General features: G+C 68.2%; 10 protein-coding genes. 7 read left to right on the top strand and 3 right to left on the bottom strand.

Annotated features, from left to right (window positions below; genetic code table 11):
* Positions 1-29: 29 nt before the first annotated feature.
* Both ABZ406_RS18270 and ABZ406_RS18265 read right to left on the bottom strand, forming a co-directional pair.
* Positions 30-575, bottom strand: a complete 546-nt coding sequence (locus ABZ406_RS18270) for a GNAT family protein (protein WP_357762658.1) — start codon at positions 573-575, stop codon at positions 30-32.
* Between the two features lie 14 nt (positions 576-589).
* On the bottom strand, positions 590-1,900 hold the full coding sequence (locus ABZ406_RS18265; RefSeq protein WP_357762655.1) for a hypothetical protein: 1,311 nt from the start codon (positions 1,898-1,900) through the stop codon (positions 590-592).
* Between the two features lie 288 nt (positions 1,901-2,188).
* Between ABZ406_RS18265 and ABZ406_RS18260 the strand changes: the two genes are divergently transcribed.
* From ABZ406_RS18260 to ABZ406_RS18250, 3 genes are all read left to right on the top strand, one after another.
* Positions 2,189-2,521 carry a hypothetical protein gene (locus ABZ406_RS18260; RefSeq protein ID WP_357762653.1) on the top strand — a complete coding sequence of 111 codons (333 nt, stop codon included), beginning with the start codon at positions 2,189-2,191 and terminating at the stop codon, positions 2,519-2,521.
* A complete protein-coding gene (locus ABZ406_RS18255; RefSeq protein WP_357762650.1) occupies positions 2,518-2,838 on the top strand; it encodes a DivIVA domain-containing protein in 321 nt (106 codons plus the stop codon). The genes ABZ406_RS18260 and ABZ406_RS18255 overlap by 4 nt, the downstream gene beginning before the upstream one ends.
* Positions 2,839-3,239: 401 nt before the next feature.
* On the top strand, positions 3,240-4,043 hold the full coding sequence (locus ABZ406_RS18250) for an HAD-IB family hydrolase (protein WP_357762648.1): 804 nt from the start codon (positions 3,240-3,242) through the stop codon (positions 4,041-4,043).
* 143 nt (positions 4,044-4,186) lie between these two features.
* Here ABZ406_RS18250 and ABZ406_RS18245 read toward each other — a convergent pair whose 3' ends face one another.
* On the bottom strand, positions 4,187-4,933 hold the full coding sequence (locus tag ABZ406_RS18245; protein WP_357762645.1) for an oxidoreductase: 747 nt from the start codon (positions 4,931-4,933) through the stop codon (positions 4,187-4,189).
* Between the two features lie 382 nt (positions 4,934-5,315).
* On the opposite strand from ABZ406_RS18245, the gene acs reads away from it, so the two are divergent.
* From acs to ABZ406_RS18225, 4 genes are all read left to right on the top strand, one after another.
* Positions 5,316-7,280, top strand: a complete 1,965-nt coding sequence (acs, locus tag ABZ406_RS18240) for an acetate--CoA ligase (RefSeq protein ID WP_357762642.1) — start codon at positions 5,316-5,318, stop codon at positions 7,278-7,280.
* 267 nt (positions 7,281-7,547) lie between these two features.
* Positions 7,548-10,343, top strand: a complete 2,796-nt coding sequence (locus tag ABZ406_RS18235; protein WP_357762638.1) for an immune inhibitor A domain-containing protein — start codon at positions 7,548-7,550, stop codon at positions 10,341-10,343.
* Between the two features lie 332 nt (positions 10,344-10,675).
* Positions 10,676-13,108: an immune inhibitor A domain-containing protein gene (locus ABZ406_RS18230; RefSeq protein ID WP_357762850.1), complete on the top strand. Its 2,433-nt coding sequence runs from the start codon at positions 10,676-10,678 to the stop codon at positions 13,106-13,108.
* A gap of 212 nt (positions 13,109-13,320) precedes the next feature.
* Positions 13,321-14,253, top strand: a complete 933-nt coding sequence (locus ABZ406_RS18225) for an alpha/beta hydrolase (RefSeq protein ID WP_357762635.1) — start codon at positions 13,321-13,323, stop codon at positions 14,251-14,253.
* Positions 14,254-14,257: the final 4 nt, after the last annotated feature.

Genomic DNA, 14,257 nt, shown 5'->3' with positions numbered 1-14,257 from the left:
TCGCGCTCGTACTGGGCGACCTGGGCCACTCAGCCGGCGATTTCGTTCCACTCTGAGGCGAGGATCGAGTAGAGCTGGGAGTCGCGCCAGGCCCCATTGGTGAAGACGTGATCGCGTAGCCGGCCTTCGTACTGCATCCCGAGCCGCTTGGCGACGCCGATGGAGGAAGCGTTGTCGGGGCCGATAGCTGCGGTGATGCGGTGAAGCTTCAGCTCTCGAAAGCCGTAGTCGATGATGGTTCGGGCTGCGTCGGTGGCGTAGCCGTGGCCCCAGTGATCGGCGCCGATGGCGTAGCCAAGCTTGGCGGCCTGGTGCCCGGTGAGTCCGAGGCGGGCGAAGCCGATCATCCGGTCCGAGGTGTCAGCGACGGCTAGGTAGTACTCAGTGCGCGGGTGGAGCTGCGCACGGCTTACCGCTCCCTCAACCATGGCGACAGTGGCGGCCTGGTCGCGGCTGTCAAACGAGAGCCACTGCGTGACCCGGTCATCACCAACGACCGTCAAAGCGTCGGCCGCGTCATCGGGTCGCAGTTCGCGAAGGGTGATGACGCGGCCCGGAATGGTGATCGGGTACATGTGCTGATGGTGCCTTATCGAGGAAGGGCGTTGGCAGGGGTGTGCGTGAAGTGCTCGATACCGTCGACGAGGTCACGAGCGTCGTTGGCGTGACCGGCACGGGTGATGGCTTGGTGGACACGCCGGACGGAGTGGATGACGCCGTTGATGCGCTGATCGGCGGGGAGATCAAGCACTGGCACGAGGGCATCAGCGGCGGCATCGAGTTCTCCGCTGGCGACACGGGCAATGGCCAGGTTGGTGTGGGAGCCGGCCTGGTCGCCGAAGGCCCATGCCGGGTCGTAGCGGTCGGAGTACGCGTGGACGGCACGCAGGGCGTATCGCTCGGTGGCGTCGGCTTCCCCGGGCATCCAGGCGAGAGCGTCGCTGGCGTAGTAGGCCGTGCGGGGCTGGTTGAAGGTGCAGATGCCGCCGATCGCGTCCATCTCGTCGGGGCGAACCCGGGACCAGGCTTCCTCTGCCTCGGTAATGGCGGCCTTGGCCTGTTCCGCATTACCGAGTGCGGAGTAGGCGCGTGCAGCGCTGACAGGCAGCCAGACAGCGGAGGTGCCACCTGCTCGGGTCGCGTACTCGCGTCCCGCCTCGGCGTAGCGGACCGCCTCGGCGTACCGGCCGGCCCAGTAGGCGACCAGCGATTGAAGTCCGCGGAGCCAGGCTTGCAACCCGGGGTGGCCGGATTGGTCGGCACAGAGGACGGCGGTTCGAGCTTGCAGCATGGCGGAGTGGGGGTCGGCCATGTCGTGCGAGACCTTGGCGAGTAGGCCGCTGGTGATGCCGGCGAGGAAGTGCAGGTCACGCGACTGGGTGGGCTGTTGGCGACGTTCGAGCAGCGTGAAGAGGGTGTCCTGAGTCTCGGCCAGGTCCGGCAGGATCTGGCTGACCGGTCGCTGCGGGTACGCCAGGGCGAGGCGTTGCACGTCCTCGGTGAGCTGGTCGATGGCTGCCGGGGAGGTGGCTTCGGCGGCGAGCATTGCGTACTGGCGGGCGCGTTGTGCGGCCATGGCGAGGAGGTTCCTTTCCGGGCCGGCGCCGGTGGGCTCGACGATGAGGTGTCGGGCCGGCGCAGGGGTCAACTGGTGGGATGCCCAGGGGCGCTGCAATTCATCGACCGGCTTGCCGAACATGGCCTGCAACGCGCGCCGGGTGGCGGGGTTTGATGAGGCCAGGTCCCGTTCGCCGCGTGCCAGCCGCCCGAGGTGCCGCGCGCTGATCGCCGCGCGGGAGTCCATGCGGCTGAACTCGTCGGCCAGTTCCTCGTACGTACGGTCGCTGCACTGGATCAGGTGCTCCAGGACGGTGCGGGGTTCGTGGCGGTCTCTGGCCATCGTCGACGCCTTCCTGATGGGCTATCTCCACGCTCACTTACGCGAGGTCCTGAGCACAACGCAGGTCCTCATGGTGTCCGCCCGAGGTCCGTCAAAGGTTCTGATTCGGTCCTCGATCGGTCTCCATCACCGGGTGTTCTATCTCCACCATGGACGTCTCACCCACCGCAATTGTGCATGTACTGAACGCTGAGATGCACGTAGCAAGACGGCGCTCGCCTGTTCGCACCCGCGCCAATCTGGGGTGCATTGCTTCGATGCCAATCCACTGATCGAGGGCGGACGGTGATGGTTCCAAAACCGGGCGACGTCCTGCACCTCGGCAGCGATGCGTCCGTGCAGTTCAGCGGCGACCGCTCCCTGATCTTCCGAGTCATCAAAGTCTGCGACCGGCCGACGTACGAGGGCTGGGTCTGGTTGTCCGGCTACTCACTCGATCGCGCGGGCAATGCCGTCGACCGGCGAGAGATCTTCGTGCAACGCGCTGGGTTGCGACTGATCGCTCCGGTCACTGCTCCCGCCACCCGGCGGATACCACCCGCTCCCCAAACCCGTGCCGGCCTGAGCCACGCGAGCCGGAAGACCCACACAACGGTTTCAACTACGAGGAGGTTGCGATGACCATGCATTCGGTAGGCGTCGTCCGGGCGGCGTCGCGCCTGGCCCGGCTCTGCCCCGAGCAGGTGAAGCGAATCCGCTTCCGTCGCACGAAGCTCGGGCGGCGCGGCCTGGCCGAGGAACAGGTCTACGCCTTCCTCCGCGCCGTCGTCGACGAACTGACCGCGCGGGATGGCGTGGAAGCCGGCCTTCGGGCGGAGAATGCCCGCCTGAAGACCGCTCTGAGGCGATGGCAGAGCAACTTCGCCCCAGGGCCGAGCCGGATGGCCAACGCGGCGCGAGGTGCGCGCCCGAGGGGCAAGCCGAGCGAATCCGGCTGACGTCTACCGACCTCGGCTCGACAGCCCGACAGCCGGGGAGAGGTGCCTCCCCCTGGCCGAGCGCGCTCCCACGGAAAAGGGACGACCCCCGTCGGGGGGAGACGGGGGTCGTCGGAGGTTCGGCTCCGGGGGGGTCGAGCCGAACCACTCAGCGGTCACGGGGGGTGCAACCGCTGAGGGTCTGCCTGTTTCGAGGATGTGAAAGCTCGTCGTACGGACAAGTCTGCCTGAGCGGGCCCGTCACGTCGAGTGGTGCCGACTCCACTCACTGCGAAAATCTCCTCGCAGAGTGTGAGCGTGATCACGCGGAGCGGAGATGGTGCTGCCAGCCCGCAGGTCTGGGGGAGGGCATGACCCCGGGCACCCGCCGACGATAGACCATCCGGCTAGACTTTCGCGCCGTGGGCCGAAGTGCCGCTTTCTTCGATCTGGACAAGACCGTCATCGCCAAGTCGAGCGCCCTGGCGTTTGGTCGGCCGTTCTACCGGGATGGGCTGATCACACGGCGTGACGTGGTCAAGTCGGCGTACGCGCAGCTGATGTTCCGGCTGGGCGGCACCGACGAGCAGACCATGGCCCGAACACGGGACTACCTGGCTGCGCTCTGCAAGGGCTGGCAGGTGGAGCAGGTCCGCCAGATCGTCGCGGAGACGCTGCACGAGCTGATCAACCCCTATGTGTACGCCGAGGCTGCCGCCCTGATCGTGGAGCACCAGGCGGCCGGGCGGGACGTGGTGCTGGTGTCGGCGTCGGGCGAGGAGATGGTCCGGCCGATTGGTGAGCTGCTCGGGGTGACTGATGTGATCGCCACCCGGATGACGGTGCGCGACGGTCGGTACAGCGGTGAGGTCGAGTTCTACGCGGCCGGGCCGAGCAAGGTCGAGGCGGTCACCGAGTTGGCCACCGTCCGGGACTACGACCTGGCTGATTCGTACGCCTACTCCGATTCGTACAGCGATCGCCCTTTGCTGGAGTGTGTGGGGCATCCGAGTGTGGTCAATCCGGACCGGCAGCTGCGCAAGCTGGCCTCGGAGAACGCGTGGCCGGTGCTGGAGTTCCGGCACCCGATCCCGTTGGGCCGGCGGTTGCGGGAGCGGCCAGCGGTTCCGGTGGCGGCGGCGGCCCTGGGGGTCGGGGTGGGAGTTGCCATCGGCATCGCCTGGTACGGCCGGCACCGGCGCACCCGAGCGGCCGCCACGGCCTGAACCTCCGCCCCGACTCACCGCTGAGATCGATCATGCAGGGGTGGTGGGCGACCAGGGCCTGTTCGCACCTTTTGCAGGGCACCACAACTGCATGATCGACGCGGTAGGGGCGGTCGCTCTGAGGGCGGCCGGACCGTCGCCGTTCAGGCGGCGGCGAGGATCTCGTCGCCGATGGTGGTGAGTTGGTCGGCGCCGACCTCGACGGCGGCCATGTAGTGACGTAGCCAGGAGCGCAGCCCGTCCGGGGTGCCGGTGGCGAACGCACCGGCTGCGCCCACGTACTCCGGCTCCCGCTCGCGGTGCCCGACGTCGACGGCCAGCAGGCCGCGCGGGTCGAGGCCGCTGGCGAGCAGCACCAGCCGGGCGGCCCCGCGGGCCACCACGCCGGACGGCCCGGCGAACGGGCGCAGGTTCAACAACTCCCCGTGTACGACAGCGGCGAGCACCAGCGGGGAGACCTTCGTGCCGCCGGCGACGAGGCCGGCCAGCCCGTCCAGTCGGGTAGCGACCACCGGGTCGGCGACCGGGCGGCCCAGTTCGGCTTCCGACACCAGGTCCCGGGCGGCGAGCACGTGCAGTTTGGCGAGCGCCTGGCGGGGCGCCTTCGGCCACAGCTCGCTCAGACCGGGCAGTGCTCCGGCGACCCGCAGCGCCCCCTGGAGCACCGGGTCGGTGACGGTGCCCGCCCGGACCGCCTCCCGCTCGTGCCCGGCCCCTTCGAGGGCCGCGCTGGCCACCGCGGAGCGCAGGCTGACCTCGGCGGCGACCTGTCCACCGTGCCGGCGCAGCGCCCGGTGCCCGAGCGCCTGGTCGAACCGTTCGCGGGCGTGCTCGACGGCGGCGGCGATGTCGGCGAGCGTGAGCAGGGGCGCGAGCGGGTCGGTGGTCACCCCGCCACGCTAACGACCCGTCCCGGCGCGACGGGCCGCACCCGCCTCCAACGCGACAGGGACCACCCGCCCGGCACGGCACCCAACCCGGACCCAGTCCCTCCGCCCGGAACGGGCGCAACCCCGGCCGCCCGGTCAGGCCGGCACCCGCTCGAGACATGGTCATCACGCGTTCCTTGAAGTCGGGGTGTCCGCCTGGCCTGGACACCGCGTTTTCAAGGAACCCGTGTTGATCAAGGCGCTCCGCGCCGGGCGCGGGCCGCCGGGCGCGCGGCGGGGGCCACTCGGCGCGACGCGGTGGGCAGCCGTGGCCGGTCGCTGGCCCCGCGACTACCCTCGTGCCATCGAGACCCAGGTCACCCCGAGGATGAGGAGTCACGGCATGAGCGAGGCATTGGCCAATCTGCTGAACGAGACGCGCCAGTTCCCTCCGCCGGCCGAACTCGCCGCGCACGCCAACGTCACTGTCGACGCGTATGCCGAGGCTGAGGCCGACCGGCTCGCCTTCTGGGCGAAGCAGGCCGACCGGCTGGCCTGGTCGAAGAAGTGGGATGAGGTGCTCGACTGGTCGAACCCGCCGTTCGCGAAGTGGTTCGTGGGTGGGCAGCTCAACGTCGCGTACAACTGCCTGGACCGGCACGTCGAGGCGGGCCGGGGCGACAAGGTGGCGATCCACTGGGAGGGCGAGCCGGGCGACACCCGCACCATCACGTACGCCGAGCTGCACGCGTTGACCTGTCGGGCGGCGAACGCGCTCACCGACCTGGGGGTGACGGCCGGCGACCGGGTGGCGATCTACCTGCCGATGATCCCGGAGGCGGCGGTCGCGATGTTGGCGTGTGCCCGGATCGGCGCCGCGCACAGTGTGGTCTTCGGTGGTTTCTCCGCTGACTCGTTGAGCAACCGGATCCAGGACGCGAGCGCCAAGGTGGTGATCACCGCTGATGGTGGTTACCGGCGGGGTAAGCCGTCGGCGTTGAAGCCCACTGTGGACGAGGCGGTGGCGAACTCGCCGTCGGTGGAGCACGTGCTCGTGGTGCGCCGTACCGGCGAGGACGTGGCGTGGTCGGACAAGGACCACTGGTGGCACGAGACGGTGGAGACCGCGTCGGCCGAGCACACCGCGCAGCCGTTCGACGCCGAGCACCCGCTGTTCATCCTGTACACCAGTGGCACGACGGCCCGCCCGAAGGGCATCCTGCACACCACCGGCGGCTACCTGACCCAGGCGTCGTACACGACGCACGCGGTGTTCGACCTGAAGCCGGAGACTGACGTCTACTGGTGCACCGCCGACATCGGCTGGGTCACCGGGCACTCCTACATCGTGTACGGCCCGCTCTCCAACGGCGCCACCCAGGTGATGTACGAGGGCACCCCGGACACGCCGAACAAGGGCCGGTTCTGGGAGATCGTCGACAGGTACGGGGTGAGCATCCTGTACACCGCTCCGACGCTGATCCGGACGATGATGAAGTGGGGCGACGACATCCCGGCGGGCTTCGACCTGTCGTCGTTGCGCGTGTTGGGCAGCGTCGGCGAGCCGATCAACCCGGAGGCGTGGATGTGGTACAGGGAGCACATCGGCCGGGGCGAGCTGCCGGTGGTGGACACCTGGTGGCAGACCGAGACGGGCGCCATCATGATCTCGCCGTTGCCGGGTGTGACGGCGGCCAAGCCGGGTTCGGCGATGACGCCGCTGCCGGGCATCGTGGCCGACGTGGTGGACGACCAGGGCCAGTCGGTGCCGAACGGTGGGGGCGGCTATCTGGTGCTGCGCGAACCGTGGCCGTCGATGCTGCGCACGATCTGGGGTGACGACGACAGGTTCATCGACACGTACTGGTCGCGTTTCCCGGGCATGTACTTCGCCGGCGACGGTGCCAAGAAGGACGACGACGGGCACATCTGGTTGCTCGGCCGGGTGGACGACGTGATGTTGGTGTCCGGGCACAACATCTCGACGACCGAGGTGGAGTCGGCGTTGGTGTCGCACCCGTCGGTGGCCGAGGCGGCGGTCGTGGGCGCTACCGACCCGACCACCGGTCAGGCGATCGTCGCGTTCGCCATTCCGCGGGGCAGCACGGACATCGCCGGTGACGCGGGTGAGCAGCTCATCTCCGACCTGCGTAACCACGTCTCGAAGACGCTCGGCCCGATCGCGAAGCCGCGGCAGATCATGCTGGTGGCGGAGCTGCCGAAGACCCGTTCCGGCAAGATCATGCGCCGGCTGCTGCGGGACGTGGCGGAGAACCGGTCGCTCGGCGACGTGACCACGTTGCAGGACTCCTCGGTGATGGACCTGATCTCGTCGGGGATGAGCGGTACGAAGTCCGACGAGGACTGACGGTAGGCGTACTCAATGGAGGGTGGTGGTCCGTGCGGGCCGCCACCCTCCGTCATGTCTTACGACTACGGTTCGCGCCGCCGCACCGGTGTCACATCGGTCGGTCGGGGGAGTCGGGGAAAGCTGAACGGGCACAGGAGTCAGCCACCGCTGTCCTTTCGGCCGGTTGTGCTTTAGGTTCACGCAGGTTGGAAGAGTTCGATACGCATCGCTTCGATGGTCGACCATGCCAACGTCCTTCTCCCCATGCCCGAGAAACGGAGCGGCATGAACCACAAACCGCAGTCCAGGGCGCGGCGACGACTACTCGTCGCGCTGCCCGTCATCGCCCTCGCGGCCACGTCACTGACCGTGAGTGGCAGTGCGGCGGCCCAGCCGCGGTCCGCCACCCCCCAGGCGGTGATCGGGGCCGACGAGCACTACATCAACTACGCCGAGCCCGAGGTGCAGCCGGACACCACCGGTCGTGAGGTGAAGGGCAAGGGTGGCGTGTACACCCCTGCCGCGGAGGCCGCGCGCGCGTTCGACCAGAAGCACGCCCGGGGTAACCCGGTGACCGCACGGCAGCTGGCCAAGGACGAGGCCAAGTCGCTGAAGACGGGTCAGAACCCCCGCAAGTTCAAGAAGGCGCCGACCACCCAGACGGCGAAGCTGCTGACGCTGCTGGTGGAGTTCAACGACAAGGCCAACGACGACTTCACCGGCGTGATGGTCCCCAAGACGGTGTTCGAGGACCGCACCTGCGTCCCCGGCACGGTGCAGAACGGCCCGAAGCACAACAAGATTCCGGACCCGGCGCGTCTGCCCCACGAGGACAACAACTCGATGTGGGTGCCGGACTTCTCGCCGCAGCACTACAACAAGATGCTCTACAGCAAGAAGGGCATCACCGAGCGGGTTCGCACGGATCTGAAGGGCCCGGACGGCAAGAAGGGTGTCGACCTGTCCGGTCGCACCATGCACAACATGTACCTGGAGATGTCGAAGAACGCGTACACGGTGGACGGGCAGTCCAGCCCGTGGATCACCGTGCCGCACTCGGAGGGCTGGTACGCGGCCAACCGCTGCTTCCAGGACGAGACCGGCGCGTGGGTTCCCGGCCGTGAGCAGTCGATGAACGGCCACCCGGACAACCCGGCCGGCGCGGGTCGCCTGGCGACCGACGCGATCGACGCGCTCGTCGCGAAGGACCCGACCTTCCCGTGGGCCGACTACGACATCGAGGACCAGGCCGACCGCGACGGTGACGGCAACGTCTTCGAGCCGGACGGCGTGATCGACCACCTCGTGCTGGTGCACGCCGGCCAGGGCAAGTCCCGTGGCGGCGGCGACCAGGGCGTGTACGCCGTGTGGGCGCACTCCTCCACCGTTGCCGGTGGTTACACCATCCCGGGCACCAACCTGAAGGCGTCGAACTACATCGTGCAGCCGGAGGACGCCGGTGTCGGCGTCTTCGCCCACGAGTTCGGCCACGACCTGGGCCTGCCGGACCTGTACGACACGTCCGGCAACGCCGACTCCGACGTGGACTTCTGGGACCTGATGGCCTCCGGTTCGCACTCGGGTGAGATCTTCCAGGCGCTGCCGACGCACATGGGCATCTGGGACAAGTGGGTGCTCGGTTGGGCCGACCCGCTCACCATCCGCCCCGGGTCGAACCCGCGCGAGGTGAAGCTCGGCCAGACGTCACGCACCCCGATCGACTCCGAGGACGGCATCAAGGTCGACCTGCCGGACAAGGTGACGACGCTGGCGACCCCGCACAGCGGCACCAAGATGTGGCACAGCAACAACGACCAGGAGTGGGCCGACGTCAAGTTGAGCCGCTCGGTCGACGTGCCGGCTGCCGCCGACTCGAAGTTCTGGATGTGGAACAACTACATCATCGAAGAGGACTGGGACTACGGCTTCGTCGAGCTCTCCACCGACGGCGGCACGACCTGGACCGAGCAGAAGGTGTACGACGAGGGCGGCGCTGTCGTCACCACGCCTGACGGCTACCCGGACCCGAACGGCCGGATGAACGACTTCGGTGGCAAGAAGTACGGCCTGACCGGCAGCACCGACGGCTGGCGGCACGACTACGTCGACCTGTCGGCGTACGCCGGGACGACGGTGCAGGTGCGGTTGCGCCTGGCCACCGACGAGGCGTTCGAGGAGCGCAACTGGTTCGTTGACGACTTCTCGGTCACCGGCGGCGGCGCCACCACCTGGAGTGACGACGTCGAGGGCGGCGCCAACGGCTGGACGGCCACCGGCGGCACCTTCGTCGACACCACCGGCGCGGGCTGGAAGGTCTCCAGCGGCACCGAGGTGCACGCCCAGTTCTACCTGGCGGAGTGGCGCAACTTCGACGGCTTCGACAAGGGCCTTCAGTACGCCTACGACACCATCTACTCGCACGAGGCGTGGATGGTCGACCGGATCTCCTACAACGCCCCGGGCATGCTGGTCTGGTACCGGGACACCGCGCTCGGCGACGTCAACCACGTCACCGGGCAGATGACGGCGCTGCCCAGCTACGGTGCGAAGGGTGGCCTGCTCATCGTCGACTCGCACTTCGACCCGCTGCGGCGCACCGGCGAGGCGGCGGTGAAGGACCCGTCGGTGACCGACAACCTGCCGAGCCGCCCGCAGTCGTCGAACGCGGCGTTCACGCTGAACCGGACGTACCCGTTCACCGAGTGCCTGGAGGCGGCGGACGAGCCGTACAGCGCGTACTGCACGAAGTTCAAGGGGCTGCCGCCGGTCAAGGCGTTCACCGACGCCAAGGGCTGGTACCCGGGCATCGAGATGCGCGACGGCTCCCCCTACGCCCGGGACAACGACGCGTCGGTGGTCCTGCCGTCGCGCGGTAACGCGCCGTACACCACCCGGGTCACCCACCCGGACGGTAGCCCGGCGCCGGAGTTCTACGGCGTGACACTCGGCGGTGGCGCGATCGTGCTGGGCACCGGCAACCCGGGCGACCAGGGCGTGAACTACGGCGTCTCGCTGACCATCAAGAAGGCGGCCGGGGACAACTCGTCGGCCCAGATCTACGTCACTCCGGCGAAGAAGTAACGGTTTCAGGCACCAACAACTGACTGAGGGGCCGGTGACGGAGACGTCACCGGCCCCTCAGTCGTACATCGATCAAATTGATCGAAATGGGTCGCTGTATACGGGAGTGGGCCGATCATCGCTGGTCAGCGTGGCTGATGAAGACCTGGTGTGTGACGGTGAAAAGCATTCCCAACAAAATCTTGCAACAAATCGACGCGTTCGTCTTCCCACCCGTCCCGCCAGTAACTATGTTCACCAATGGTCCCACTCGTGGGATCGATCTCTTACCGGCCCGTACCCCCGTTGGGCCGGTTCCCTCACACCGGAGGTACCACGTGCGCAAAGTCGCAGTGGGTCTGCTCGGGCTCTCACTGACGGCGACAGGCCTGGCGTTCGGCCCGTCCGCCTCGGCCGCCCCGCAGCCCAAACTGCCGGCAGCAGCTCCGGCCGCTGCCGAACCACAGGCGCTGAAGGACGAACTCCCCGACAAGCTCGAGGACAAGCGCCGCGAGCTGCGTGAGCAGGGTCTCGCCGACGTGCTGAGCGGGCGCAGCAAGCCGATCGAGCGCAACGGCAGCACTGTCGTCAAGGTCGGCCAGATCGGTAAGACGGCCACGAACGCCAACGCGCGCTCCGCCGCGGGCGCCCAGGCGACGAAGGACCAGTACGTCGAGCTCAAGCGTGAGCGGACCGACAAGATCTTCGTGATCCTGGCCGAGTTCGGGGACGAGCGTCACCCGTCCTACCCGGACAAGGACATGAACCCGGACATCGCCGGACCGTCGACGTTCCAGGGTCCACTGCACAACAAGATCCCCGAGCCCAACCGGGCCGTGGACAATTCCACGATCTGGCAGCCGGACTTCAGCCCGGAGCACTTCCGCCAGGTTTACTTCGGCACCAACCCGGGCGACGAGTCGCTCAAGCAGTACTACGAGGCACAGTCCTCGGGTCGCTACACCGTCGACGGTGAGGTGACCGACTGGGTCAAGGTCCGGTACAACGAGGCCCGCTACGGTCGTTCCGACGACCCGAAGGCCGACGACGACCTGACCGGCGACCCCGCCGTCTGCGCCGACAACGTCTGCCCGAACACCTGGAACCTGATCCGCGACGCCGCCAACCAGTGGGTCGTCGACCAGAAGGCCAAGGGCAAGACCGACGCGCAGATCGCCACCGAGATGAAGTCCTTCGACCAGTGGGACCGCTTCGACTACGACGGTGACGGCGACTTCAACGAGTCGGACGGCTACATCGACCACTTCCAGATCGTCCACTCCGGCGGCGACCAGGCCGACGGTGACCCGCAGCAGGGTGAGGACGCGATCTGGAGCCACCGTTGGTCGGCGTTCAACAGCTCGCCCGTGGGCCCGCCGAACTTCCCGATCGGTGGCACCCAGATCGGCAACACCGGCGTCTGGATCCGCGACTACACGATCCAGCCGGAAAACGGCGGTCGTAGCGTCTTCTACCACGAGTACGGCCACGACCTGGGCCTGCCGGACGACTACGGCCCGGCGGACAACAACAACGAGCACTGGACCCTGATGGCCCAGAGCCGGCTCGGTGCCAAGAACGACGTCGGCATCGGCGACCGGGGCGGCGACCTCGGCGCGTGGAACAAGCTCCAGCTCGGTTGGCTCGACTACGAGGTGATCGTGGCGGGGCAGAAGCGCTCGCTGGAGCTGGGCCCGCAGGAGTACAACTCCGAGAAGGCACAGGCCGCCGTTGTCGTCCTTCCCCAGCGGGAGTACACGTTCAACTACGGCGCACCGTTCGAGGGCTCCAAGCAGTACTTCTCCGGTAACGAGGACGACCTCGACAGCAAGATGACGAGGACGTTCGACCTGACCGGCAAGTCCACGGCGGCACTGTCGCTCAAGGGCAAGTACAGCATCGAGGAGACCTACGACTACCTCTACTTCGAGGCGTCGACGGACGGCGGTCAGACCTGGGCCGACCTGGACGGCACTGTCAACGGTCAGCCGATCGGCGTCGACGGCGCCGGCCGCCCGGCCCTCGACGGCAGCAGCAACGGTGCGTGGGCCGACATCAACATCCCGCTCACCTCGATCGCCGGCAAGGTGGCGCAGGTTCGCCTGCACTACGTCACCGACGGTGGTGTCTCCGAGGGCGGCTTCTTCGGTGACGCGATCACCGTGACCGCCGACGGTCAGACCGTGTTCAGCGACGGCGCCGAGACCGACGCCGGTTGGACGCTCTCGAAGTTCGAGGTGGTCGGGGCGACCTACACCCGCCTGTTCGACAACTTCTACATCGCTGGCAACCGGTCGTACGTCTCGTACGACAAGTACCTGAAGACCGGCCCGTACTTCTTCGGCTACGCGAACACCCGCCCGGACTGGGTGGACCACTACGCGTACCAGGAGGGCCTGCTCATCTCGTACTGGAACACCCGCTTCTCCGACAACAACACCGCCCCGGCGTCGCCGTCCAACCCGGGTGGTCACCCGGGTGAGGGTCGCAACCTGTACATCGACGCGCACCCGCGCCCGATCTACAACCTCACCGGCGCTCCGTGGCGGGCCCGCATCCAGGTGTACGACGCACCGTTCAGCCTGAACAAGGCCGACTCGTTCACCCTGCACCTCAACAGCCAGCCGCAGTACATCCGTGGCCAGGCCGCTGAGCCGCTGTTCGACGACACCAAGCAGTACTTCTACGCGGAGCTGCCGAACCACGGCGTCAAGCTTCCCGCGACCGGTGTCAAGATCAAGGTTCTGGAGCAGGACGGCACCTCGATGAAGATCCGGGTCAGCTGACCACTGATCCCGCACCACCACGCGACGCCCGGGCAGGCCATCTGCCCGGGCGTCGCCCTTTGTGTGTCACCCTCCCGGTTGGCCGAGCCCCGCTTCTGCGGGGACGGCCGAGCCGACTCCCCCGGTCCCGGGTCCGGGGCAACCCGGGGCTTTCCCCTGTTCAACGCGACCACCACGGTCGCCTGCGACAACAGGGTCCTAGGCTGTCTGCCATGACCGACCAGCGCGGCGGGGCCGTCGACGAGTCCTGTGTCCTCACCGAGGGGCCGTGGACGCACCGCTTCGTCGGCGCCAACGGCAGCCGGTTCCACGTGGTCGAGGCCGGCACCGGGCCGATGGTGCTCTTCCTGCACGGCTTCCCCGAGCACTGGTGGGCCTGGCACCAGATGCTGCCGGCGGTCGCCGACGCGGGCTTCCGGGCGGTCGCCGTCGACCTGCGCGGCTACGGCGCCAGCGACAAACCACCCCGGGGGTACGACGGTTACACCCTCGCCGCCGACATCGCCGGGCTGATCCGCGCACTCGGTGAACGTTCCACGACGATCGTCGGCGCCGGCCTCGGCGGCATGGTGGCCTGGACGGTGGCCTCGTTCCACCCGTCCCTGGTCCGCCGCCTCGTGGTGCTCGGTGCACCGCACCCGCTGCGACTGCGTACCGCCATCTTCGCCGACCCGCGCGGGCAGTTCACCGCTTCCACCCCGGCGTTGAAGTTCCAGCTACCCCGCTACGAGCACGTGCTGACCCGCGACGGCGCGGCGGCCGTCGGCGAGATCATGCGCCGGTGGAGCGGGCCACAGTGGGTGGCCGGGTCGACATTCGAGGCGTACGCCGAGCGGTGCCGGGAGGCGATGTGCATCCCGCAGGCCGCATTCTGCGCGCTGGAGGGTTACCGCTGGGCGTTCCGCTCGCTGCTGCGCCTGCACGGCTACCGGTTCGTCCGCCTGATGCAGAAGCCGCTGACCACACCGACCCTGCAACTGCACGGAGCCCTGGACAGCGCCTCCCTGCCGCGGACCGCGTTGGGCTCCGGTCGGTACGTCGTCGCGCCGTACGAGTGGCGGCTGCTCGACGGGGTGGGGCACTTCCCGCACCTGGAGGCACCGGAGCTGGTGCTCGGCGAGATCCTGCGGTGGGCGAAGACCTGACCGG

This window comes from Micromonospora sp. NPDC005710 (genome assembly GCF_040630995.1).
GTDB lineage: Bacteria > Actinomycetota > Actinomycetes > Mycobacteriales > Micromonosporaceae > Micromonospora.
This window is presented reverse-complemented; position numbering and strand designations above follow the sequence as displayed.

Excerpts from the sequence above, each read along its gene's own strand:
- ABZ406_RS18270 (WP_357762658.1), bottom strand. The coding sequence starts at position 575 with ATGTACCCGATCACCATTCCGGGCCGCGTCATCACCCTTCGCGAACTG.
- ABZ406_RS18260 (WP_357762653.1), top strand. The coding sequence starts at position 2,189 with ATGGTTCCAAAACCGGGCGACGTCCTGCACCTCGGCAGCGATGCGTCC.
- ABZ406_RS18235 (WP_357762638.1), top strand. The coding sequence starts at position 7,548 with ATGAACCACAAACCGCAGTCCAGGGCGCGGCGACGACTACTCGTCGCG.
- ABZ406_RS18265 (WP_357762655.1), bottom strand. The coding sequence starts at position 1,900 with ATGGCCAGAGACCGCCACGAACCCCGCACCGTCCTGGAGCACCTGATC.
- ABZ406_RS18255 (WP_357762650.1), top strand. The coding sequence starts at position 2,518 with ATGACCATGCATTCGGTAGGCGTCGTCCGGGCGGCGTCGCGCCTGGCC.
- acs (WP_357762642.1), top strand. The coding sequence starts at position 5,316 with ATGAGCGAGGCATTGGCCAATCTGCTGAACGAGACGCGCCAGTTCCCT.
- ABZ406_RS18225 (WP_357762635.1), top strand. The coding sequence starts at position 13,321 with ATGACCGACCAGCGCGGCGGGGCCGTCGACGAGTCCTGTGTCCTCACC.